This window comes from Rickettsiales endosymbiont of Stachyamoeba lipophora, from assembly GCF_003932735.1.
Classification (GTDB): Bacteria; Pseudomonadota; Alphaproteobacteria; order Rickettsiales; family 33-17; genus RICK01.
Genome location: NZ_CP033611.1, coordinates 1,175,765 through 1,201,241, shown reverse-complemented (window position 1 = coordinate 1,201,241; position 25,477 = coordinate 1,175,765). Strand labels below are relative to the sequence as shown.

Annotated in this window: 24 protein-coding genes; 20 read left to right on the top strand and 4 right to left on the bottom strand. The window is 33.7% G+C overall.

All coding sequences use genetic code 11. From position 1 onward, the window contains the following. The 17 genes from EF513_RS05540 to EF513_RS05460 are packed head-to-tail and all read left to right on the top strand — an operon-like array spanning window position 1 to window position 16,928. The gene (locus EF513_RS05540) at window positions 1-615 is read left to right on the top strand and encodes an NADH-quinone oxidoreductase subunit C (RefSeq protein ID WP_125216413.1); all 615 of its coding nucleotides are present in this window, start codon (window positions 1-3) and stop codon (window positions 613-615) included. A 14-nt stretch (window positions 616-629) separates the two neighbouring features. After that, the gene (locus tag EF513_RS05535) at window positions 630-1,811 is read left to right on the top strand and encodes an NADH-quinone oxidoreductase subunit D (RefSeq protein WP_125216412.1); all 1,182 of its coding nucleotides are present in this window, start codon (window positions 630-632) and stop codon (window positions 1,809-1,811) included. Then, complete coding sequence (gene nuoE, locus EF513_RS05530; protein WP_125216411.1) at window positions 1,808-2,395, top strand: NADH-quinone oxidoreductase subunit NuoE; 588 nt, start codon at window positions 1,808-1,810, stop codon at window positions 2,393-2,395. The genes EF513_RS05535 and nuoE overlap by 4 nt, the downstream gene beginning before the upstream one ends. Before the next feature lie 11 nt (window positions 2,396-2,406). Then, a complete protein-coding gene (gene nuoF / locus EF513_RS05525) occupies window positions 2,407-3,687 on the top strand; it encodes an NADH-quinone oxidoreductase subunit NuoF (RefSeq protein WP_125216410.1) in 1,281 nt (426 codons plus the stop codon). Beyond that, the gene (locus EF513_RS05520) at window positions 3,688-3,987 is read left to right on the top strand and encodes a GTP cyclohydrolase (RefSeq protein ID WP_125216409.1); all 300 of its coding nucleotides are present in this window, start codon (window positions 3,688-3,690) and stop codon (window positions 3,985-3,987) included. Continuing rightward, on the top strand, window positions 3,980-6,031 hold the full coding sequence (gene nuoG, locus EF513_RS05515) for an NADH-quinone oxidoreductase subunit NuoG (RefSeq protein WP_125216408.1): 2,052 nt from the start codon (window positions 3,980-3,982) through the stop codon (window positions 6,029-6,031). Before EF513_RS05520 ends, nuoG begins: the two co-directional genes overlap by 8 nt. Then, a complete protein-coding gene (gene nuoH / locus EF513_RS05510; protein ID WP_125216407.1) occupies window positions 6,032-7,042 on the top strand; it encodes an NADH-quinone oxidoreductase subunit NuoH in 1,011 nt (336 codons plus the stop codon). A gap of 7 nt (window positions 7,043-7,049) precedes the next feature. Further along, window positions 7,050-7,529, top strand: a complete 480-nt coding sequence (nuoI, locus tag EF513_RS05505) for an NADH-quinone oxidoreductase subunit NuoI (protein WP_125216406.1) — start codon at window positions 7,050-7,052, stop codon at window positions 7,527-7,529. 50 nt (window positions 7,530-7,579) lie between these two features. Next, window positions 7,580-7,873: a hypothetical protein gene (locus EF513_RS05500; protein ID WP_125216405.1), complete on the top strand. Its 294-nt coding sequence runs from the start codon at window positions 7,580-7,582 to the stop codon at window positions 7,871-7,873. Then, window positions 7,870-8,487 (top strand): NADH-quinone oxidoreductase subunit J, encoded by a 618-nt coding sequence (locus EF513_RS05495; protein WP_125216404.1) that lies wholly within the window; start codon window positions 7,870-7,872, stop codon window positions 8,485-8,487. Before EF513_RS05500 ends, EF513_RS05495 begins: the two co-directional genes overlap by 4 nt. After that, on the top strand, window positions 8,477-8,806 hold the full coding sequence (nuoK, locus tag EF513_RS05490; RefSeq protein ID WP_125216403.1) for an NADH-quinone oxidoreductase subunit NuoK: 330 nt from the start codon (window positions 8,477-8,479) through the stop codon (window positions 8,804-8,806). The genes EF513_RS05495 and nuoK overlap by 11 nt, the downstream gene beginning before the upstream one ends. A gap of 2 nt (window positions 8,807-8,808) precedes the next feature. Continuing rightward, window positions 8,809-10,743: an NADH-quinone oxidoreductase subunit L gene (gene nuoL / locus EF513_RS05485; RefSeq protein ID WP_125216402.1), complete on the top strand. Its 1,935-nt coding sequence runs from the start codon at window positions 8,809-8,811 to the stop codon at window positions 10,741-10,743. Window positions 10,744-10,764: 21 nt separating this feature from the next. After that, entirely contained in the window at window positions 10,765-12,249 is a 1,485-nt protein-coding gene (locus tag EF513_RS05480) for an NADH-quinone oxidoreductase subunit M (RefSeq protein ID WP_125216401.1), read from the top strand. After that, entirely contained in the window at window positions 12,249-13,679 is a 1,431-nt protein-coding gene (locus EF513_RS05475) for an NADH-quinone oxidoreductase subunit N (protein WP_125216400.1), read from the top strand. The genes EF513_RS05480 and EF513_RS05475 overlap by 1 nt, the downstream gene beginning before the upstream one ends. A 10-nt stretch (window positions 13,680-13,689) precedes the next feature. After that, window positions 13,690-14,442 (top strand): biotin--[acetyl-CoA-carboxylase] ligase, encoded by a 753-nt coding sequence (locus EF513_RS05470; protein WP_125216399.1) that lies wholly within the window; start codon window positions 13,690-13,692, stop codon window positions 14,440-14,442. 5 nt (window positions 14,443-14,447) lie between these two features. Beyond that, window positions 14,448-15,233: a type III pantothenate kinase gene (locus tag EF513_RS05465; RefSeq protein ID WP_125216398.1), complete on the top strand. Its 786-nt coding sequence runs from the start codon at window positions 14,448-14,450 to the stop codon at window positions 15,231-15,233. A gap of 15 nt (window positions 15,234-15,248) precedes the next feature. After that, window positions 15,249-16,928, top strand: a complete 1,680-nt coding sequence (locus EF513_RS05460) for a ribonuclease J (RefSeq protein ID WP_125216397.1) — start codon at window positions 15,249-15,251, stop codon at window positions 16,926-16,928. Between the two features lie 75 nt (window positions 16,929-17,003). Here the strand turns inward: EF513_RS05460 and EF513_RS05455 are convergent, their stop codons facing one another. The 3 genes from EF513_RS05455 to dapD all read right to left on the bottom strand — a co-directional run bounded on the left by EF513_RS05455 (window position 17,004) and on the right by dapD (window position 23,007). Continuing rightward, complete coding sequence (locus tag EF513_RS05455) at window positions 17,004-20,477, bottom strand: hypothetical protein (RefSeq protein ID WP_125216396.1); 3,474 nt, start codon at window positions 20,475-20,477, stop codon at window positions 17,004-17,006. A gap of 612 nt (window positions 20,478-21,089) precedes the next feature. Further along, on the bottom strand, window positions 21,090-22,247 hold the full coding sequence (gene dapE / locus EF513_RS05450) for a succinyl-diaminopimelate desuccinylase (RefSeq protein WP_125216395.1): 1,158 nt from the start codon (window positions 22,245-22,247) through the stop codon (window positions 21,090-21,092). Then, the gene (gene dapD / locus EF513_RS05445) at window positions 22,198-23,007 is read right to left on the bottom strand and encodes a 2,3,4,5-tetrahydropyridine-2,6-dicarboxylate N-succinyltransferase (protein ID WP_125216394.1); all 810 of its coding nucleotides are present in this window, start codon (window positions 23,005-23,007) and stop codon (window positions 22,198-22,200) included. Before dapD ends, dapE begins: the two co-directional genes overlap by 50 nt. A gap of 102 nt (window positions 23,008-23,109) precedes the next feature. On the opposite strand from dapD, the gene EF513_RS05440 reads away from it, so the two are divergent. Then, window positions 23,110-23,772, top strand: a complete 663-nt coding sequence (locus EF513_RS05440; protein ID WP_125216393.1) for a DUF3426 domain-containing protein — start codon at window positions 23,110-23,112, stop codon at window positions 23,770-23,772. Between the two features lie 13 nt (window positions 23,773-23,785). On the opposite strand, the gene EF513_RS05435 is transcribed toward EF513_RS05440, so the two are convergent. Beyond that, a complete protein-coding gene (locus EF513_RS05435; protein ID WP_125216392.1) occupies window positions 23,786-24,340 on the bottom strand; it encodes a hypothetical protein in 555 nt (184 codons plus the stop codon). A 146-nt stretch (window positions 24,341-24,486) separates the two neighbouring features. On the opposite strand from EF513_RS05435, the gene EF513_RS05430 reads away from it, so the two are divergent. Both EF513_RS05430 and EF513_RS05425 read left to right on the top strand, forming a co-directional pair. Then, window positions 24,487-24,930 (top strand): DUF2267 domain-containing protein, encoded by a 444-nt coding sequence (locus EF513_RS05430; RefSeq protein ID WP_125216391.1) that lies wholly within the window; start codon window positions 24,487-24,489, stop codon window positions 24,928-24,930. A 129-nt stretch (window positions 24,931-25,059) separates the two neighbouring features. Continuing rightward, window positions 25,060-25,476, top strand: a complete 417-nt coding sequence (locus EF513_RS05425; RefSeq protein WP_125216390.1) for a GNAT family N-acetyltransferase — start codon at window positions 25,060-25,062, stop codon at window positions 25,474-25,476. The last annotated feature ends 1 nt before the right edge of the window (window position 25,477 follow it).

The window sequence follows — 25,477 nt, the reverse complement described above, 5'->3', positions numbered from 1 at the left end:
ATGCAAGACAGACAGCAAATAGTTGAATATCTAAAAAGCAAGTTTTCTTATACCCATTTAATTGAATTTGAATCTAAATTTGATGCAATTTTAATTAAAACTACTAAAGAACACATCTTATCAGCGATCAAGGTGCTTAAAAAAGATTCCAAGTTACAATTTACTACTCTGATTGATATTTTTGGAGCTGACTTTCCTGAGCGTGAAAATAGGTTTGAAATTAACTATAATTTTTTAAGCTTAAAATATAATTTACGTTGCATTATCAAAATTGAATGTGAGGCAGATTCAGTTATCCCTTCTATATATGAAATATTTGAAGGAGCTATTTGGTTTGAGCGTGAAATATATGATATGTACGGTATATTATTTGGTAACAATCCAGATTTAAGGCGTATTTTAACCGATTATGGCTTTCAAGGCCATCCACTTCGTAAAGATTTTCCACTTACCGGCTATGTGGAAGTAAGATACGATTTTGAAACTCAAAAGGTAGTCTATGAGCCAGTAAAGCTTATGCAAGAATTTAGAAATTTTGACTTCTTAAGCCCATGGGAAGGCACAGAATATAAAATACCAGGCACATTACCGGGTGATGAAAAGGCAAAAAATTAGGTTGATTTGAAAATATGGCAGCTGAACTTGAACTGAAAAACATGACCTTAAATTTTGGGCCGCAGCATCCTGCCGCTCATGGTGTTTTAAGGTTGGTACTTGAAATGGATGGAGAAGTAATCGAGCGCGCTGACCCCCATATTGGCCTACTGCATCGTGGCACTGAAAAATTAATCGAGCATAAAACCTATCTTCAAGCCATTCCTTATTTTGATCGCTTAGATTATGTTTCACCTATGTGTCAAGAGCATGCATTTGCTTTATCAGTAGAAAGATTATTAGGCTGCGAAGTACCTATTCGTGCACAATATATTCGGGTATTATTTTCAGAACTTACCAGAATATTAAATCACACTTTAAACATTGCAACTCAGGCGCTTGATGTAGGAGCCACAACTCCCCTCCTCTGGCTATTTGAAGAGCGTGAAAAAATTATGACTTTTTATGAGCGAGTCAGCGGCGCCAGAATGCATGCGGCATATTTCAGGCCAGGAGGAGTTGCACAAGATTTACCAAAAGGATTATTAGAAGATATTTATCATTTTAATGAAAATTTTCCTAAATATTTAAAAGATGTAGAGTCTTTGCTGACCGAAAACCGCATATGGAAGCAACGATTAGTGGATATAGGCATTGTAACCGCAGAGCAAGCCTGCAACTATGGTTTTTCAGGACCAATGTTAAGAGGCTCAGGAGTACCTTGGGACCTACGTAAATCACGACCATATGACGTATATGACCAAATGGATTTCGATGTAGCAATCGGAAAAAATGGTGATTGTTATGATCGCTACCTAGTACGTATTGAAGAAATGTACCAATCAGTAAAAATCATCAAGCAATGTATTGAGCAAATGCCTGAAGGTCCAATCAAAACTTTAGATCGTAAAATTGCTCCGCCTCCAAGACATGAGATGAAAACTTCGATGGAAGCTTTAATTCATCACTTCAAACTTTATACCGAAGGATATCATGTACCGGCAGGAGAGTATTACGCTGCAGTGGAAGCACCTAAGGGAGAATTTGGAGTATATTTAATTTCTAATGGTACTAACAAACCTTATCGGTGCAGGTTGCGTGCTCCAGGCTTTCCTCATCTGCAAGGATTAGATTTTATGTCCAAAGGTCATATGTTAGCTGATGTGGTAACTATTATCGGAAGCCTGGATGTAGTGTTTGGAGAAATTGATCGATGAGCCATCAAACTAACAAAATAGAGTCAGCATCTTTTGAATTTACAAAAGATAATCTAGAAAAAATTAAACAAATTATAGCAAAATACCCTCAAGGACGCCAAGCAAGTGCAGTACTACCAGTTTTAGATATTGCCCAACGTCAAAATCATGGGTGGTTATCTAAATCAGCTATGGATGCAGTAGCATACACCCTTGATATGCCTGCAATAAAAGTATATGAGGTGGCAACCTTTTATACGATGTTTAACCTTAAACCGATTGGCAAATATCATTTGCAAATTTGCGGTACAACTCCATGTTGGCTCAGAGGCAGTAATGAATTATTTAAAATCTGCAAAGATAAGCTTGGCCTCAAACAAGGAGAAACTAGTAACGATAATCTTTTTACGCTGTCTGAAGTTGAGTGCTTAGGAGCTTGCGTTAATGCACCACTTGTCCAAATTAATGATGATTATTTTGAAGATTTAGATTCCACCGTCTTCTCGGAGCTATTGGATAAGTTAAGTGAAGGGAAAGAAATTAAACATGGTTCCCAAACTGGCAGAACAGGATCCGCCCCAATTGCAAATGATGCAAATAAATAAAGGGAAACAAGATGCTTAAAAATGAAGAGCGTATTTTTAAAAATATTTATGGACTTGAGGATTGGGCTCTTAAAGGCGCAACAAAACGCGGCATTTGGGATAATACTAAACAATTACTTGAACTAGGACATGAAGCGATTATTGAACAAGTCAAAGCCTCAGGCCTTAGAGGCAGAGGCGGAGCAGGATTTTCTACCGGTATAAAATGGTCTTTTATGCCAAAAGAAATAAACCCTAATCGTCCTCATTACTTAGTGGTTAATGCTGACGAAAGCGAACCAGGCACCTGCAAAGATCGTGACATTTTAAGATATGATCCGCATTTATTACTAGAAGGTTGCTTGATTGCAGGATTTGCCATGCGTTCCCATACTTGTTACATATATGTAAGGGGCGAATTTTATAATGAAGCATCGCATATTCAAAAAGCTATTGATGAAGCTTACGAGGCAAAGTTAATTGGTAAAAATGCTTGCAACTCCGGTTGGGATTTTGATATTTATTTACATAGAGGTGCTGGCGCTTATATTTGCGGTGAAGAAACAGCTTTGCTTGAAAGCTTAGAAGGTAAAAAAGGTCAACCACGCTTAAAACCTCCATTTCCTGCTGGATTTGGTTTATATGGTTGCCCTACCACTATTAATAATGTTGAGTCAATTGCTGTAGTTCCTACTATTCTTAGGCGTGGAGCTAATTGGTTTGCAGCTCTTGGCAAACCAAATAACGCTGGTACTAAATTATTTTGTATTTCCGGCCATGTAAACAATCCTTGCAATGTTGAAGAAGAAATGGGCATCCCATTGCGCGAACTTATTGAAAAACATGCAGGTGGCGTTAGAGGTGGTTGGGACAATTTATTGGCTATTATTCCAGGCGGTTCATCGGTACCATTACTACCAAAATCAATTTGCGATGATATTACTATGGATTTTGATGCACTACGTAGTGTACAAAGTGGTTTAGGCACTGCAGGAGTCATTGTAATGGATAAATCAACCGATATAGTCTATGCAATAGCAAGGCTTAGTAAATTTTATATGCATGAATCATGCGGTCAATGCACTCCATGTCGTGAAGGAACAGGTTGGATGTGGCGAGTGATGATGCGTTTAGTTGAGGGCAACGCTACTAAGCAAGAAATTGATGATTTATTAGATGTGAGCAAACAAATAGAAGGCCATACTATTTGCGCATTAGGTGATGCTGCAGCTTGGCCTATTCAAGGGTTAATCCGCCATTTTAGGCATGAAATTGAACGCCGTATTGATAATTATGTTCAAAGGATTGCATAGGTGTTTTTAATTGATTTAAATTACCTTATTCCCTTAGAAGAAGCTGCAAAATATAGAAATTTTATAGCTATTGCTCTTCAAAAAAATTTATTATTACTTGCCGGAATAAAAAATCTCCGTCATGGTGGAATTTTAATAACTTTGCATGATAATTTACTGAACGCAGAAGATTTTATTAAACAAGGTCCTTTTATAACTAACAATATTGCTGAGTGTAAAATTACTGAATTTATTCCTACTAAATATTCAACAGATATGCAGCATATTTTAGAAAAAATGCAGGAGAACAACAATGCCTAAACTTAAAATTAACGGTAAAGAAATTGAAGTTCCTCAAGGTACTACAGTTCTTCAGGCCTGTGAGCAATTAGGCATTGAAGTACCTAGATTTTGTTATCATGATCGCTTAAGTATTGCTGGCAATTGCCGCATGTGTTTAGTTGAAATGGAAAAATCTCCCAAGCCGATTGCTTCTTGTGCAATGCCTGCAGGCGAAGGTATGGTAATCCATACTAATACTCCTAATGTTGAAAAAGCGCGTAAAGGCGTCATGGAATTCTTACTTATTAATCATCCGCTTGATTGCCCAATTTGTGATCAGGGTGGTGAATGTGATTTACAAGATCAAGCCTATATGTATGGTGGCGGCTCTAACCGTTTTCATGAGAATAAACGGGCAGTAAAAGATAAATATATGGGACCTCTGATAAAAACCCATATGACCCGTTGTATTCACTGCACTCGTTGTATTCGTTTTGCCACTCAAATTGCAGGCGTTCCAGAACTTGGTGCTACTGGCCGCGGTGAGCATATGGAAGTAGGTACTTACGTAGAAAAGACCATTACCTCTGAACTTTCTGGTAATATGATTGATTTATGCCCAGTTGGCGCCCTTACCTCAAAACCTTATGCTTTTAAGGCTAGAAGCTGGGAATTACGCAAAACCGAATCAATTGATATAATGGATGCAGTAGGCAGTAATATCCGCATAGATTATCGCGGTAAAGAAGTAATGCGTATTTTACCTAAACTGAACGAAGCTATCAATGAAGAATGGATATCAGATAAAGCTAGATTTGCTTATGATGGCCTAAAATATCAAAGACTTGACCAACCTTATATTAAATCTACCGAGGGGAAATTTACTAAAACATCTTGGGAAGATGCTTTAGATGAAATTAAAAAATTGATCTCCTCACACAAACCTTCTGAAATTGGCATTATTACCGGCAATTTAGTTGATGTTGAAACCAACTTTTTAGTTAAAAAGCTAGCTGATCATCTTAAAATCACTACTATCTGTGGAATTAATAATCTTAAAATTGATACTAGCAATCCAGCAAGCTACTTATTTAACACTTCAATTCAGCAATTAGAACAAGCTGATTTCTGCCTACTAATAGGTGCAAATCCAAGGTTTGATGCATCATTAGTAGGGGCTCGTCTTAGAAAAAGATATTTAAAAGGTAATTTTCCGGTATTTTCAATTGGTGAGATTAATGATCAAACTTATCCTGTAACTAACCTTGGTAATGATTTATCTGTTATTTCTCAAATTATTGCAGGTAACCATGAAATTGTAAAAATTCTTAAGGAAGCTAAAAAGCCGGTAATTATTATTGGGGAAAATATTTTAGCTCGCGATGATGCGTTAGCTATTCAACATGAGTTATATGATTTATGCAATAAATACAATTTTATCCAAGAAAATTGGAATGGATATAACGTCCTTCATCAAACTCCAGGGCAAATAGGTGCTGCTTTAGTGGGGTTAAGTGGGAATCTAACTATTACTCAAATATTAGAAAAAGCTAAAATGGGTAATATAAAAGTTCTACTTAATGTGGGTGCTGATGAGTTTGATCTCACAGCTACTAATACTCAGTGTAAAACTATTTATATCGGAACACATGGAGATAATGGTGCCCATCAGGCAGATATTATACTACCGGCAGCTAGTTATACCGAAAAAAATGCCACTTACCTTAATTTAGAAGGTAGAATTCAACGCACCCAAATAGCTATTTCTCCACCAAATATGGCAACCAGTGATTGGGTTATCATAAATAATCTTGCTATGCTTTTTGGTTCAGCATTTACTTTTAATACTTTACATGATTTACATCAAGAAATGAATAAGAATTTTGAGTGGTTTGATCAAGTAGGAAAATGTATTCAAACAACTTTAACGGCTTTTGGCATTAAAGGAGAGATCAAATTTAATGCTAACGTTTCAAATGTTTGCAGTAATTATTATCTAACAAATCCTATTGCCAGAGCTTCTAAGATTATGGCAGAATGTGCTAAGCTAATTAAGCAACATAACACTCATGAGGCAGCATAAATGTTTGAAGAATATTTCTGGCCAACTTTAGTAATTATAGCAAAAATTATTGCGGTAATATTGCCGCTGTTGATTTGCGTGGCTTATTTAACTTATGCAGAAAGAAAAGTAATTGCTGCTATACAATTACGCAAAGGTCCCAATGTTACCGGCCCCTTTGGGTTACTTCAGCCATTATGTGATGGAATAAAATTAATGCTTAAGGAAGTTATAATTCCTACCCAATCAAACAAAATTATCTTTATTCTAGCGCCAATGATTACCTTTACCTTGAGCTTGGTAGGCTGGGCGGTTATTCCAATTACTGAAGAATTTGTAATTGCAGATATTAATATCGGAATACTTTATCTACTTGCCATCTCTTCGCTTGGGGTATATGGCATTATCATGGCCGGTTGGGCAAGCAACTCAAAATATGCGTTTTTAGGAGCTATCCGCTCTTCAGCTCAAATGATCTCATATGAAGTATCTATGGGGTTGGTTATCATTACTGTATTACTTACAACCGGATCATTAAATTTAATTGATATTGTATACGAAACTTCTCAGCAACCATTACTTATTGAGCTGTTACTATTACCAATGGCGGTAGTATTTTTTATTTCAATTCTTGCTGAAACCAACAGATTACCATTTGATCTACCTGAAGCAGAAGCAGAGCTAGTAGCTGGATATAACGTTGAATATTCCTCTATGACTTTTGCTATGTTCTTTTTAGGCGAATATGCCAACATGATTCTTACCAGCTCGATGTTTGTGATATTATTTATGGGCGGATGGCTACCTCCTTTTGGATTAATCGCGCTTAAGTTTATCCCAGGATTTATATGGTTTGCTCTCAAAGTATCTTTTGTTTTATTCTGCTTTTTATGGGTACGAGCCACCCTGCCAAGATATCGTTATGATCAATTAATGCGGCTTGGTTGGAAAGTTTTCTTGCCTCTTACATTATTTTGGGTAGTATTAATTGCAGGAATTCTTTTATATACCAACAACTTACCGGTAGTTTAGGTGATTTATGACTAACAGCTTAGGCTCATTTCTACTTTCAGAAATCTTTTCAGGTATGATGCTAACTTTAAAGTATTTCTTTAAAAAATCTGTAACCATTGATTATCCTTATCAAAAAACCTCCCTAAGCCCAAGGTTTCGTGGAGAACATGCCTTAAGAAGATATCCAAATGGCGAAGAACGCTGCATTGCATGCAAACTATGTGAAGCAATATGTCCTGCTCAAGCAATCACGATTGAAGCCGAAGTAAGAGATGATGGCAGTAGGCGCACTACTAAATATGATATAGATATGACTAAATGTATTTATTGTGGCTTTTGCCAAGAGGCTTGCCCGGTAGATGCAATTGTTGAAGGACCAAATTTTGAATTTTCTACTGAAACACGAGAAGAATTATATTACAACAAAGACCGATTATTAAAGAATGGAGCAATCTGGGAACAGCAATTAGCATTTAACATTGAAAAAGATAAAGAGTATAGATAATGTACTATAACAACAGCTTAATAATTGGACGATAGGAAACACAATTATATATGTGGGTAAATTTTTTTCATTTATTTAGAAATTTTTTTGAAAAATCTAGTAATTATGGGATTATTGTACAGATAATGCAACAATATACACCACATTATTATGATACTTTTCAGGATTGTATAAATACCGTTCAGAATAATAAAAGTGTAGAAAAAATTTTAGAATTTGATAGATTAGATCAATATTTTACTCCCAATATATCCACTTATTACCAATCCTCATTAAGAAGCTATACAGACCAAATTCAATCCTTACAAAATTGTTCACCCATTAACAGAGAAAAATCCGCATGATAATTGCTAGTATCTTTTATTTTTTTGCATTTTTAACAATTTTGTTTGCCGGACTAACTATCAGTTTTAAAAATCCTGTCCATTCCGTACTATCACTAGTCATGGTGTTTTTTAATACTGCAGCTCTATTTATCTTAATAGGAGCTGAATTTATTGCGGCCACCCTTATCATTGTCTATGTAGGTGCAGTAGCTGTATTGTTTTTATTTGTAATAATGATGTTTGACATTAAAGTTGAACAAGTCAGAACAGCTTTTAATAAAAATATCCCTTTTGCTTTAATAATATGTTTTATATTGGTAATAGATTTATTGGTAATTAATTATAACTCTTTTGCTACAGCTCAAGAATCGAATTTATACCACCTTCCTAACTTACCAGAAACCATGTCTAACACTCATTACATTGGCTCAGTTTTATATACTGATTACGTACTAGCCTTTCAAATTGCTGGTATAATTTTATTAGTGGCGATGATTGGATCCATTCTACTTACCTTACGGGCACGAGAAAACGTAAAGAAACAAAATATTACTGCACAAAATAACCGCACCCGGGATACAGGGGTAAAACTAATAAAAATTAAGGTAGGAGACGGGGTAGATGTTAAGTAATATTTTCACTTCTCAGATTGATTTAGTCCATTATTTTTTCTTATCTTCTATCATATTCAGTATAGGGATATGTGGCATATTTCTTAATCGCAGGAATATTATCATGATACTTATGTCGATTGAACTGATGCTTTTATCAGTAAACATCAATTTTGTAGCCGCTTCAATGAAACTATCTCAAATCACTGGACAGATTTTTGCCATTTTTATTTTAACTGTTGCCGCGGCCGAAACTGCAATTGGCCTTGCAATTTTGGTTATCTACTTTAGAAACAAAAATTCTGTTGCTATTGATGAAGCAAATCAAATGAAAGGTTAATTATGCATCCACTTTGGTTATTCACCCCACTTATAGCTTCTATAATTGTTGGTTGCTTTAGCAATCGTCTTACAAAATCATTAGCCCAAATCATTACCATTTTAGGGGTGTCGGTTGCATTTATTGCCTCTTTATATTTTGCCAAAGAAATTTTATTAGATGGAGCGCCAGCTACTCTCTATCGCCTTACCAACTGGTTTAATTTAGTAGATTTCAGTGTAAAATGGACTATTAACGTAGATAGCCTTTCGGTAATTATGCTAGTAGTAGTAACATCGGTATCTTTAATGGTCCATATTTACTCTGTGGGTTATATGCAGGATGATCCTCATGTAGCACGATTCATGGCTTATCTATCATTGTTTACCTTTGCTATGACCGTTCTTGTTACTGCTAGTAATTTAATTCAGCTCTTTTTGGGTTGGGAAGGAGTCGGAGCTTGCTCATACTTGTTAATAGGCTTTTGGTATAAGAAGCGCTCTGCTTATCAGGCTGCTATGAAAGCTTTTATTGTAAATCGCGTAGGCGATTTTTGCTTTATTATTGGTATTGCAGCCATTTATTTAATTTTTGACAGTGTTAAATTTAGCACTATTTTTAATTCACTTAATGATATTCAGTTCAACCCTATAAGCTTCTTTGGATATCAAATAAATGCCATTGACTTTGCCTGTATTGCATTGTTTTTAGGATGCATGGGTAAATCAGCTCAGATAGGATTGCACGTTTGGTTACCTGATGCTATGGAAGGACCAACTCCAGTATCGGCTTTAATTCACGCAGCAACTATGGTTACAGCCGGAGTATTTTTAGTTATACGCTTTTCTCCACTATTTGAATTATCCCAAATTGCCAGAGACTTCATGCTAATCATTGGCTCAATAACTGCTGTTTTTGCTGCATCAATTGCTTTAGTCCAAAATGATATTAAAAAAATTATTGCCTATTCAACATGTAGCCAGCTCGGTTATATGTTTATAGCTTGCGGCCTTTCCGTTTATAATGTCGCCTTATTTCATCTTGCAACTCATGCATTTTTTAAAGCTTTATTATTTTTATCAGCAGGTAATATTATTCACTCAGTTAATAATGAGCAAGATATTAACAAAATGGGTAACTTATGGCGTAAAATACCCGTAACTTACAGCATGTTTTGGATTGGCTCTCTTGCCATTGCTGGCTTCCCGCCATTTGCTGGATTTTACAGCAAAGAGGCTATTTTAGAATCGGCCTATATGAGCCACTCTTCTTATGGGCATTTTGCATACTTACTAGGTATCATTGCTGCGACCTTTACTGCATTCTATTCATGGAGATTGATTTTCAAAGTATTTCATGGTCGAGCAAATTACGATCATAAAATATCTGAGTTAATTCATGAATCACCATTAATTATGTTATTACCGTTAGGTGTATTGGCGATAGGTGCTATTTTTTCCGGCTATTATGGTGCTAATATCTTAAATATGATTGATTACAGTTTAAGCCTTTGGAAGGATGCTATTGTAATTTTACCTGAGCATAACATTCTTGACGAATTGCATCACACTCCAACATTATATAAATATTTGCCTATGGTCTTAAGCATTGGCGGCATATTAGTCGCTTATAAGCTTTATTTAACCAGATCAATTTTAGGTGAGTATCTATTTACAAAGCTTCAAAAAATCCATCATATTTTATATAATAAATATTTTTTTGATGAATTATATCACCGACTTTTCACACATAACTGGTTTAATCTTTCCCATTTTGCTTGGAAACATATTGATATAGCAATTATTGATCAATATGGACCCAGTAGTTTGGTAAAGATTTCAAAATTCCTTTCTGAAAAATTTAGTAAATTTCAAAATGGTTATATATTTCATTACGCTTTAGTTATGCTATTTAGCGCAGTGGCAATTATTAGCTGGTATGTTATTAAATTAGTTTAAGTAAAAATTGAGTAGAATTAAATGAATATAAATTTACTTAGCTTAGTCCTCCTAACTCCTCTTTTCGGAGCATTATTTACAGTACTGTTTGGACGAGATCATAATGAAATTTCTGCCCGCAATTTAAAGACGCTTGGATTTATAATTTGCTTAGGAAATTCTATAGTATCTGGAATACTAGCTTATAATTATAACATTGCTGATACAAGTTATCAGTTTGTTATTACCGGTAACAATGGGGAAAATTTATTTGGTATTGATGGAATATCCTTATCGTTAATTTTGCTCACTACTATTCTAACGCCCATTTGCTTCATAGCTAGCAAATCAATTACTCAGAATGTCAAATTCTATGTTACTTCATTCTTATTATTAGAATTTATTGTAATTGGCGTGTTTTCCAGCCTTAACTTACTGTTGTTTTATATCTTTTTTGAAATGTCACTCATTCCTATGTTTTTTATCATCGGTTTATGGGGTGGAGAAAACAAGATATATGCTTCGTTTAAGTTTTTCTTATATACTTTGGCAGGTTCAGTATTATTTTTAGTAGCTATTATTTATATTTATCAAACTTTTCATACTTTTGATATTCAGGCCCTAACCACTCTTTGTGCTAATTTGGATTTAAATATCCAAAAATATTTATGGCTGGCTATGTTTGCCTCTTTTGCAGTTAAAATTCCAATGCTGCCATTTCATACTTGGCTTCCTGATGCTCACGTACAAGCACCAACTGTAGGTTCAGTAATGCTTGCCGGCATCTTACTTAAGCTGGGAGGTTACGGTTTCATCAGGTTCTCCTTACCTATGTTACCACTTGCCAGTATGTATTTTGCTGATCTAGTTTCAGTTTTAAGTATTATAGCCATCATTTATGGTTCAATAGTAGCTTTTGCTCAAAAAGATATGAAAAAGATGATTGCTTATTCATCAATAGCACATATGGGCTATGTAACAATCGGCCTATTTAGCGGTACTAATATTGGGGTTACCGGTGCCATATTTCAAATGATTAGCCATGGGCTAATTTCAGCAGCTTTATTTTTAGTAGTTGGCTCACTGTATGATAGAACACATACTAAAGAAATTAGTGCTTATGGTGGGGTAGCTGAAAAAATGCCGTCACTGGCCTTTTACTTTATGATTTTCACTCTGGCTTCTGTAGCTCTACCAGGAACTAGTGGATTTGTTGGAGAGCTGCTTATTATCATTGGCAGCTTTAAACAAAATACTATCTTCGGTACTTTAATAGCAAGTGGGGTTATTTTAGGCGCTACTTATATGCTATATCTTTATGCTCGCATAATGTTTGGTGAAGTTACACACAAAAAAGTCATGATTTTACAAGATTTAACCCTTAGAGAACATGTATACTTCTTACCTTTAGCGGTTCTTATCATCTTACTTGGAATTTATCCAAGTTTAATCACGGAATTGTTTGATGTAAGAGATTTAATATCCAGCACAAATATTATTAATATAGTACCAGGAGTGGAAAACTAATGAGTTTAGCATTAATTTTAAATCCTATATTTTTTCCTGAATTTGCATTATTTTTGGCAGGCTTAATCGGAATTATCATTGGTTTATTCAACAATCAATCGCACTTACTAACCAATAAAATATGCTTAATTGGCCTTATTGTATCTGCTTTATGCCTATATAATTTATATCAAAATCAAATTTATATTACTTATCAATTTTTTACTCTTAATAACCCTATTATACTAGCCAAGCTAATTGTAGTAGTTAGCTCTATTTTTGTGCTATTATGTTTTAATAATCTTGAACAAAACTTAGCGTTTGAATTACCTGTAATTGTATTATTTGCAGTATTAGGAATGTATACCCTTATTTCAAGCAATGATTTTATTACTTTTTATGTTGGACTAGAACTGCAAAGTTTAAGCTTATATATTTTAACCGCTTCCAATCGAAACAATCCTAATTCAACTGAAGCTGGACTCAAATATTTTATTTTAGGAGTAATTACTACAGGTCTAATTTTATTTGGAATCAGCTTAATATATGCCTATACTGCTAGTATCAATTTTGTTCATTTCGTCGATTTATATCATAATAATAGTATTAATATTGGCAGCGTACCTATTGCCTTAATTATTGGTTTAGTACTTATACTTATCGGTCTACTCTTTAAGATCTCAGCAGTGCCGTTCCATATGTGGGCTCCTGATGTTTATGAAGGCTCCCCTACTATCTTTACCATGCTAATAGCAACAGCTCCTAAGGTAGCTATTATTGCTATCTTTATTAGAATATTCCTTCATGATTTTAGCTCTCTCTATCATTATTTTAATCCAATTATTTTGTTGGTAGCACTTTTAACCCTTGCAGTTGGTTCTTTTGCAGCCCTTAAGCAAGCTAAATTGAAACGCTTATTGGCTTATAGCGCTATTACTAATATTGGTTTTATTTTATTGGGCTTGCTCAGTCATGATAAAGCTAACATGATTATTGTAACTAATTATATTATCATTTATTTATCTTTAACTATTGCGAGTTTTGCTGTGTTACTGGCGATTGAAAATAAAAATCCTCACTTTACTCAAATTAGTGAATTAGCTTCTTTTAGTAAAAGCAACCCTATTCTGGCCATAAGTTTTACTATTTGCTTATTATCACTAGCAGGTATACCTCCTTTTGCAGGATTTTTTGCTAAATTTTATATTATCCAATCCCTTATTGTTCAAGGTAGTATATGGATAGCAATTGTTTCTGTATTATTTTCGGTAGTCGCTTCCTTCTATTATTTAAACATCATTAAAGTTATGTATTTTGATGACAATAGTGCTCCTATCAGTGCTGATTCCATGGGAACCTTACAGTTTGTGGTAATTTTGATGGCAATCTTTAATAGCATCTATATCTTTTACTATCAAAACATTATGAATTTAATTAATTCCGTTTATTAAAAGTAGCAGTATGAATATTAATATTTGGCATGACATTTACAACGTACTAATCTTTGATCACATTGATAGCACTAACAATGAGGCCAAAAGAATAACAGGGCAAGGCCTGAAAGGTAATTTTCTTATTTGGTCTAAATCCCAAAGTGCTGGACGAGGAAGAAACAATCGCAACTGGGTTTCGGAGCCGGGTAATTTATTTTTCTCAGTATTATTACAGGATAAATTTAGCCTAATACAAGCTTCACAAATAGTATTTGTAGCAGCAGTTGCTATGGGTGAAGCATTACGCAGCCTGACCAAATTAAATATAGAATACAAGTGGCCCAATGATTTAATCATCAATAATTCAAAGGTAGGTGGTATTTTAGTAGAAAGTAAATTTTCTCCAACCCGTAAAAGCACTGATTGGATTGTAGTAGGAATTGGAATAAATATTATGTCTTTTCCAAATGATATTGATGCTAGTTACCCTATTACCAGCCTATTTAATGAAAAAGCAATAATAAAGGAAGATGATTTACTATCTAAGTTTCTTGATTTATTTCATGAATATTTAGAGAGATGGAATATTATCGGAATGGATTTTATCCGTGACAAATGGAGTCGTAATGCTTATCGCATTGGTCAAGAAATATCCATTAAAACTCCCAATGAAGTTATTAAAGGTCAAATGCTTGGTATCAACACTAATGGTGCATTGTTTATTAGCTTGGATGGCTTGCAAACTACTATATCAAGTGGCGAAATAATTTTAGATAAATAGGATTAATGCTCTTAGCGCTTGATATTGGTAACACAAATATTGTTGGTGGTATATTTAACAATTCTTATCCTCTTGTACGGAGCTTTAGAATTGAAACTTATACAGAAACAAACCTGAAAGATGAATTGGCTCATTCTTTGGATAGCGCTAATATTCATAAGAATAAGATTACAGCAATAATAGTCTCTTCAGTAGTACCAAAACTTACTACAGAGCTTATAAAAATATTACATGAATATTTTGGTGTTTACCCCTTACTAGTGGCTTATAACCTATTAAAAATTGATATTGAAATTAATAAATCAATTAACCCACTTGAAGTGGGAACTGATTTATTATGTAATTTAGTTGCAGCAAAGCATAAATATGGTAATAATACTCTAATAATTGATTGTGGAACAGCCACTACTTTTTGTATTTTAAATAAGAACCAAGTATTTGACGGGGCATTTATCCTTCCTGGCGTTAAAGGCTTTAATAATGTTTTATCAGAGCATACTTCGCTGCCTATTATAGAATTTAAAGAAATAGATTTCGAGCTAGGTATAAATACAGAAAGTGCTATTCAAGTTGCAGCCTTTCACGGTTATGTAGGTATGATAACTAACCTTATTAATTTAGTGCAAAGCAAATATAATAATCAACTTAGAATTATTGTAACCGGTGGCAATAGCGTTTATTTTAAAACGCAAAATTTTATCGATTTTTATGAGCCAGATTTAACCTTAAATGGCCTGGTCCAAATATATATAGATAACAACAATCCAAATATTAAATTAAACAACATATAAAGAGTAAAAATATAAATGACTTTAAATTTTAACAAACACAAAAATGACCTAATATTTGTTCCTTTAGGCGGATCAGGAGAAATTGGTCTTAATCTAAATTTATACCAATATCAAGGCAAATGGTTGATGGTTGATTTAGGCTGCGGCTTTGCTGATGATTATCTACCTGGAGTAGATGTGATAGTGCCAGACATTTCCTTTATTACTAAGCATCGTGAAAACTTGCTTGGAATAGTTATTACCCACTCTCATGAAGATCATTTAGGTGCAGTGCAATATTTATGGCATGAGTTAAGAGTACCGGTTTATGCTACTCCTTTTACTTCTTCATTCCTGAAAGCTAAGCTTACTGATAGTTTTGGTGATAATGCAGGGGTATTAATTAAAGAATTTCAACCTGATAGTAGCCTTGAACTAGGGCCATTTAAAATTCAATCAGTTTCTTTAAACCATTCCTCACCTGAGATGCAGGCATTATTTATTAAAACTGAAGCAGGTAATATATTTCATACCGGTGACTGGAAATTTGATCATGATCCTATAGTTGGTTTACCAAATAATGATGAAGTACTGAAATCTATTGGCGATCAAGGCGTACTAGCTATGGTATGTGATTCCACCAACGTATTTAATGAAGAATATTCTGGCTCAGAAGGTGACTTAAGAGAGAGCCTAGTAAAATTAGTTGCAGAGTGTAAGAATTTAGTAACAATTACCACCTTTGCTTCCAATCTTGCTCGGGTAGAAACAGTTCTTTATGCGGCCCAACAAGCCGGGCGTAAAGTAGTTATAGCCGGGAAAAGTCTCTGGAGAATTATTCAAGCCGCCACTGATTCAGGTTATTTTAAAGAAATGCCTGAATTTATCGATGAGCGTAATATTGGACAATATCCAAAAAAAGAGATTTTATTATTATGCACTGGATGCCAGGGAGAGCAATTTGCTGCTGCTACTAAAATAGCTAACAATGCTCACCCTAATATTAAATTTAGCCCAGGGGATACTATAATTTTCTCTTCTAAAATTATTCCAGGTAACGATAAGAAAATTTTTAGATTATTTAATCTTTTTGTTAAAATGGGTGTTGAAGTACTCACTGAACGTGATCATTTTGTGCATGTGTCAGGTCACCCAGGCAGAAAAGAGCTTAAAAAAATGTATGAGTTAATCAGGCCTCAAGTTGCTGTGCCAGTGCATGGTGAACTAACCCATATGCATTATCATGCTAAATTTGCAAGGGAAATCGGCATTAAGCAAGCGTTAGAAGTTGAAAATGGCGATGTTTTACATCTTTCTGCCACAGACAAATCTATGAAGCTAGGAGTAGTTGAAGCAGGCTACCTAGGTGTTGATGGCTTATATTTATTACCACCAAAATCTCCTATTATGCAGGCCAGAAGAAAAATGCGCGCAAGTGGATGTGTTTTTGTTTCCATAATCCTTTCACCTCAAAAAGGCTTACTATGCAATCCAATTCTTAAAACTCCAGGCGTACTGGATCAAATAGAAGATAAAGCATTAGTTAATGAAATGATTGATGAAATAAGAGAAGCAGTAGAGTCAAAATTAGAGTTTAAAGCTGGCAGAATTAACAGAGAAGATTTAAATAATACTACCCGCTCAATTGTTAGAAAGATTATTAAGAGAGAAACTAACAAAGAACCAATGGTAGAATGCCATATTGAGATAATGTAGTATTATTCAAATGATCTGTTCAATAAAAAAGGGAAGCTTATTTAGTTTCCCTTTTTTATTTGCCATCATGCTTGCTTATAATCCCTTAGTAATGCCTTTAGCTTTGCTTGCTAAGGTAGTAAAGAGCTTACTTGGTTCTACAAGCGTTTCATCTCCTATAGTGCCAACCGACTTAATATTATTGCTTATAGAAGACAGTTTATTATTAATACTATCTGCTGTAACTTTACTTTCAGCAGATAATTTCATATTTTTAAGCTGTAGAGCAAATTTTCGTCCTACTAAAAATGTTGCATACCCAAGCATCACCCCTAATATTACAGTACCGATAACTATGCCTACAACTTTAAGAGTGGATTTTAAATTTTTCATTTTATCTTCATTCATACTATTTCTAAATATTGAATAATCAAAAGAATAAATGTGTGAGTTTAGCCACTGCTCGTCCTCAGCTAAATATTTGTAATTATCAACTAATTTATCCTTCACTGTCGCTAAACATTTCTCCCTATACTCAGTTTTAATTTCAATCAAAAACTGATCATCTAATATAATACTATTATACCAATTTGTAGATAAATATTTCTCTCTGTGTGCTTTATTGTCTAGATTTTCTCTGTTAGCAAGCTTGGCTATGATTAACTCTGCAAGTTGATCTTTAATGAGATTATGAGCATTTTGCTTTTCCTGTTCTTTTTCAACCTGATCTTGATTTACTGCTACAAGAAAAGATTGTGTATAATTAAAGTCTCTAATTTGGGCATCTAACCATGCATTGTCACCCACTAAATATTTGTAATTATCGGCTAATTCAGCCTGCACCTTCTCTAAACAGTTCTCTCTATACTCAGTGAAAATTTCAGTAAAAAATTCATTACTATGATTTGCATTGAATTCAATCCTGTTATTCCAATTTTTATATAAATATTTTTCTCTATTTGCTCTATTATCTAGCTTGGCTATGATTAATTCTTCAAGTGGCGCTTTAATAATATTATGAGCATTTTGCTTTTCCTGTTCTTTTTCAACCTGATCTTGATTTACTGCTATAAGAAAAGATTGTGTATAATTAAAGTTTCTAATTTTGGCATCTAACCATGCATTGTCACCAACTAAATATTTGTAATTATCGGCTAATTCAACCTGTACCTTCTCTAAACAGTTTTCTCTATACTCAGTTAAAATTTCAGTAAAAAATTCATTACTATGATTTGCATTGAATTCAATCCTGTTATCCCGATTTTTATATAAATATTTTTCTCTATTTGCTCTATTATCTAGCTTGGCTATGATTAACTTTTCAAGTGGCGCTTTAATAATATTATGAGCATTTTGCTCTTGTTGTTTTGCAACCAACTCTTCTTGCTGCTTTGCCGTACGATCTTGATTTACTGCTACGAGAAAAGATTGTGTATAATTAAAGTCTCTAATTTTGGCATCTAACCATGCATTGTCACCAACTAAATATTTGTAATTATCGGCTAATTCAGCCTGTACCTTCTCTAAACAGTTCTCTCTATACTCAGTTAAAATTTCATGCCTAAAATTTGCATTGAATGCAATCCTGTTATCCCGATTTTTATATAAATATTTTTCTCTATTTGCTCTATTATCTAGCTTGGCTATGATTAACTTTTCAAGTGGCGCTTTAATAATATTATGAGCATTTTGCTCTTGTTGTTTTGCAACCAACTCTTCTTGCTGCTTTGCCGTACGATCTTGATTTACTGCTACGAGAAAAGCTTGTGTATAATTAAAGTTCTTAATTATTGTATTTAACAACTCATCATCATCAGCTAAATATTTGTAATTATAGGCTAATTCAACCTGCACCATATTTAAATATTGCTTTATATATTCAGCTTTAATTACAGTAAAAAATTCATGCTTAAAATTAAAATTTGCATTGAATTCAATCCTCTCATTATACAGATTTTTATATAAATATTTTTCTCTATTTGCTCTATTATCTAGCTTGGCTATGATTAACTTTTCAAGTGGCGCTTGAATGATATTATAAGCATTTTGCTCTTCCAGTTCTTTTTCAACCGGATCTTGGTTTACTGCATTTTTAAAATGTTGCTCATAATCAAAAGTATTGATTTGCTTACTGAATAATATCTCATCCTCAACTAAATATTTGTAATTCTCTGCTAATTTATTCTTCACCGTCTCTAAATGATTCTTTCTATATTCGGTTATAACGGCAGTACAGAACTCATTGCTATGATCTTCATTTAATGTAAGTTTATTATACCAATTTTTATATAAATACTTCTCTCTGTTTGCTCTGTTACCAAGCTTAACTCTGATTAACTCTTCAAGTGATGATTTAATAATATTATGGGCATTCTGCTCTTCCTGTTCTTTTTCATCCTGATCTTGATTTACCGCTGCGAGAAAGGATTGAGTGTAATTAAAGTATTGAATTTGCGTATTTAACAATTCATTATTATTAGCTAAATATTTGTAATTGTCAGCCAATCTGGCTTGCACCACGGCTAAACATTCCGCTATATATTTCTCTTGAATTATAGTCAAAAATTCATCACTATGATTTGCATGTAATTGTAATATATCAACATTATTATAGTACATTCTTTTGAATAAATATTTTTCTCTATTTGCTCTATTATCTAGCTTAGCTTGGATTAACTCCGCAAGTTGAGCTTTAATGATACCACGAGCATTTTGCTCTTCCTGTTTTTTTTCAACTTGATCTTGATTTACTGCGTCTTTAAAATGTTGCTCATAATCAAAATCATTAATTTGCTCATTTAATAACATCTCATCCTCAGCTAAATATTTATAATTATCGTCTAATATAGCCTGCACTGCAGCTAAGCGTTGCTCTCTATACTCAGCTTTAATTACAGTAAAAAATTCATGCCTAAAATTTTCATTGAATACAATTTCATTATACCAATTTTTGGATAAATATTTCTCTCTATTTGCTCTATTATCTAGCTTGGCTATGATTAAACCTTCAAATTGGGCCCTAATATTAATAATATTACCCATTATCTCAGGGGTTACTATTCTCAAACTGCCTACATCAGGATGAATATTTTCTAAGCTTTTAACGATCTGATTAGTTAACCCTTGCACATACACCGGTAAGCTTGGTTGCCCACCATTACGTTCCTGTTCATTAACATTATATTCTCTATTAACCATACGTAAATGCTGGATAAAATTGACTATGGCTGTCTTTTCTGCAACTTGAGGATTATACAATTTTTGTGCCTCATAATCATTACAAGCAAGCCATACCAATACTACTACCTCTGCCAATGCCCAATGAGTAACCATCATATCACTAAAGATGAAAAAAAGGTTTTGTCTAGCATCTTTCAAATCCTGTGCAGTCACACCAGGATTGTTATCAATAGCTAGTTCGTCATCCAGCTCTTCACCCAGATCTTGCAGAAAATCTTTTATTTTATAGTATTCTTTATTGATATCAAGATTGCGACCATAACGCGTTTTTAGCCTTTTAATCGCATTATTTACTTTTAAATTTATGAATTCATCATTAGTTGTAACCATAAAAAACCTCCCTATGTTAATTTATTTTATAATATAAGCAATATAACATCCGATTAATCATTGGCAATAAGTTAATATGTTGTTAATTATAAGTAATAACGGCATATTAAAAAAGGTAGAAGTTTTGACTCCTACTTTTTTCTCTCTTAATTATTTATTCAATCTGAAGATTCACACACCTCTTAGTTGTGTACGCAAGTCTTCCCCCTGCTGCTTCGTACGCATAGTCCAGGAAGATATTTCATTTACCGATAACACCACACTGTCGTTGCGCTCGGTAAAATGAGCTTGATTAAATTTATAAATACCACGCTTTGGTACTATTTTAGCATCGAATTCTCTTTGTAAAACTTCTTGTGCTGCTTGGAGTTCTTCTGGCGCAAAACTATTAACAAATTTATCTTTTAGCTGTTTTACCCTGTTCTTATATTCTGCAAAACAATTATTGATTTCATCAGTATATTCTTGAGGAGTATTGTTATTCCGCGCCTCAAAAATTAAAAGATTATATAAGTATTTTTCTTTTTTTCGTCAATCTCTTCATATAAAATATTTACAAAGTCTTTTATACACTTCATAAGTTGCCCCTAAAAAAGTTTCAACGCAATGTTATTAAAAATCTTGCATAATACGATAATAGCTGTGGGTTAAATTTATTAAATCATCAACCCCTACCCATTCATCCACTTTATGTGCAGTTTGGTTAATTAAGCCATATTCAATTACCGGATAAAACTTTGCAATAAACCTAGCATCAGAAGTGCCGCCGGTAGTACTTGCAATTGGTGCTATGCTGTTTATTTCTTTTAGAATACTTGTAACAAATTCAACCTGTTGCTGATTATTAGTAATAAATGGCTGTGCTGAATTATTATATTCCAAGCTATAATTATCACCCACCACTGAGCTCACTAACTGCCTAACTATGCTGATTAAAGTTTCTTCATCAATATTGTTATTATAACGAATGTTAAATTTTAGGTTTACCTCTCTAGGAATAACATTATAGCTTTGGTTATCAGTATAAAGGCTGGTTATTTCTAAGTTACTAGGATCAAAATGCTCATTACCTTGATCAATTTGCCAAGCATTTAAATTATTTATAATCCCACCCACATATTTAAATGGATTATCAGCTTGATCTGGGTAAGCAACATGCCCTTGCATTCCTTTGATAATTAAATCAAAACTGATGCTCCCTCTTCTGCCAATTTTCAGCATTTCACCCATTTTATTGGGATTAGTGGGTTCCCCTACAATTACTAGCTCTATTTGTTTGTTATGATCTTGTAACCAATGAAGTATAGTTAGAGTACCAGCATTATTAGAAACTTCCTCATCACCGGCAATAATTAATGCAATAGATTTATTTGGATTCTCTTTAATAATTTTAAGCGCAGCAACTATCCAGGCAGCAATTGCACCCTTCATATCTACTGCACCTCTACCATAAATTTTACCATTTATTTCTACTGGCTCAAATGGATCATGACTCCATCCCATTCCTGCAGGAACTACATCAACATGTCCTGCAAAGCCTATGATTTTTTCATCATTACCAAATTGAGCATAAAGATTATAACAATTATTTACTGGAAATATTTTAGTAGCAAAACCATACTCTCTAAGCAGCTGTTCAATGTATTCAATAACAACCTTAGTGTCAGGGTATACACTAGGTATGGCTAGCAGCTTCTGTGCTAAATCAACAACCTGGTCTTTACATTCTAAGCAGCTCATTAATAGAAACCTTGCTTCGTGTTTTCTCATCAACTGTTTTTATAATAATTGCTGCGGCTTTGGAGGTAAAGTTTCCTTCATTAATCACCCCAGGAATTACTACTGAAAATGGTGGTACATATCCGTAAGTTATTTCGCCAGTCATATTGTTAATAATTTTAGTCGAAGCACCAATAAAAACTCCCATGGAAATTACCGAACCTGTACCTATAATTACACCTTCAGCAATTTCAGATCTCGCTCCAATAAAGCAATTATCTTCAATAATCACAGGATTAGCTTGCAATGGTTCTAGCACTCCGCCAATACCTGTTCCTCCTGAAATGTGGCAATTTTTACCAATCTGAGCACAACTACCAACCGTCGCCCAAGTATCAACCATAGTACCGGTATCAATGTAAGCTCCAATATTTATAAAGGATGGCATAATCACAGATTTTTTAGCAATATAAGCACCATGCCTTACAATAGCTCCTGGCACGACTCTAAAGCCCGCTTCTTCAAAATCTTGCTCTTCCCATTCATGAAATTTTAAAGCAATTTTATCATAATAATTGCCCAAAGAGGAATGCATTACCTGATTATCACTTTCTGCAAAATATAATAGAATAGCTTTCTTAACCCATTCGTTAACTGTCCATTTGCCAGCATTATTTTCTGCCACTCTAATTTCGCCAAGGTTTAGCATTTCTATTACTTCATTAATAGTGCTATGCTGTTTTAAGTCATCAGCATCAAGGCTTTTTTGTTGAAATTTATCCCATAATTTATTAATTTTACTGGCAAGCATGCGATTTTAACTCTTTTTTTAAAAATTTTGCAGATAATATCTGGCAATATTTGAAAACCTATTTACTATAATTAACAATATAATATTTTAAATTCAATTAATATGATTATCAGTTGCCCAAGTTGTCATACAGATTTTGAGGTTGATGATGCACTTATACCACCTCAAGGCAGAAAGTTACAATGCTCTAAATGCAAGCATCTATGGTTTTTTAAAATTAAAAGTGATGAAGATTATAAAGAGCTGCTGCAGATGGCCAAAAATACTGCAAAAGAAGCTATAAAATCTAGCATTAAGGCTACACCCAAATCCAACAAGGGCGCTATATTACTACCACTGTTATCTCTTGCTTTAACATTTTTTATTATATTTTTTGCGGGTAAAGAATATTTAATTAAAGCACCTGTATTTAAGCACATTTATCAATTAGCTCATTATGATAACACCAGTAAATTAGTGATCCAAAATGTTAAAGTAGAAAAGCAGCTAGATTCCGGAGCAATTAATCACTTACTAATTCAAGGGGAGATTGCTAATAAAAGTGAGCAGGCAATTAGCGCACCTCATTTACGCATTAGGCTCTTTGATTTAGATAATAAACTTCTTATGCAGGAAGTGTTACCTTATTCCGCAGCAGAGGTGGTTCAAGCTCAGCAAGTGATTCCTATCAACTACCCTATGCGCCTTAGAGTAGCGCCAGATAGTGTTACCAGAGTAGAACTGGATGTAGCAGATAATTTAGATTTCTGGTTTTGGTTACGTTAGGTTAAAAATATTGTCAAACTATAATCTGTGAAAAAGTAATATGAAAATAAGCCTCCTTATTCTTTTGTAAATTATATTGTTCGTTTAGGGATGCCAGCTCAGTCGATTGGATATGTAGCTGCTTGGTTACGATAGTATATTTAGGGGTTTTCCTAATCACCTCATATATCCCTATAATTTCAAATTCGATAATTTTATTTAAACAAATTATGTCTTTATGATGGCTAATTTTTTGCTCTGCTATGCCGTAAATATTAACCCACTCCTCTAAAATTAGCTCTCCTTGCTTCTTTTTCATCCCCTTATTCAGGGTGATATGAGCTTGGAAGTTTACATCATCAATTAATTGATTAATTTTGGCTTGTGGCTTATCTCCTCCAAATAACATATGACCCTTATTAATGAATTCAGTACCCACCATTAGGAAAAACACCCCATCACATATCCTATAAACTAACCTACCTTCAAAATAGTTATGATAATTTCTTAAAAATTTAAATTCATCCAGCAATAACAAGAGAATTTTATGATCAAAGAAAGTCATAGACACATAATTTCCTGCAAACATATCACCCTACAAATACACTGTTAATATAATGTAACACTTATTAATAGTTAATTTTTCCTAAATTTAACTTAACTTTATTATTGTAACTCAGTAGTTTAACTCTTATTCCTAAATAAAGAAGCAATACTAATTTATCTGGAGGAATTATGACAGAGTTACCTATATTAAACAAAAATATTATCAAAACTTATGAATGGCTAAAAGATATAGAAGATAGTGCCGGATTTTATCATGATGATCACAAACGAGCCATAGCAATATTACGGGTAACTTTACATGAACTCAGAGACAATTTACCTCTTCAAAATTTGGCAAAACTCTCCTCTCAACTTCCCTTAATCATTAGAGGATTGCTGTTTGAAGGATGGAACCCACAAATTACCCCACTTAAAGAACGTAAAAAAGATGATTTCTTGATGAGCATTGCAGATAAAATTGATGAAAAATATAATGATACCGATATTGAAGAGGGAGTTAAAGCTGTTTTCCAAGCTATTTACAACCATGTAAGCACTAGCGAAATAGAAAATTTAAAAGCAGTCCTGCCCCGGGGAATTTTAGAATTAATGTCAGAGCTAGAAGAAATATAAGCTTTATGGTTAATTTGGAGTAATTAATAGCTTAAACACAATTAGTAAATATAAATAATACTAGCATAATTTAACAATACATTTATATTAAAAATTAACTTAACTAATTATAACATCTGATTATTATTTATGAGCTCAACATTTAACATTGAAGAACTTGAACATATTGAAACTGAATTTGCTTGTTTTGAAGGGTTAGCGGTGGAGGCGCTTGCTGCTAAAAATCTACCTAAACCAACTAAATTTGCGTTTGGAATCAAACAAGATAATGAGATTATTGCAGGCATTACCGGGCACATAGTTTATGGCAATTTATATATTGCTCTACTTTGGATAGATGCTAAATATAGAAATCAAGGATTAGGCCAAGCTCTCGTTTCAAAAGCATGGGAATATGGCAAAGCCAACAACTGCGACTTTACCACGGTATGCACCCTAGACTGGCAGGCCAAACCTTTTTACGAAAAATTAGGATACGAACTAGAATTTGAAAGAAGCGGTTATTGGAACAATTCAACCTTATATTATTTCAAAAAAGCATTGTAGG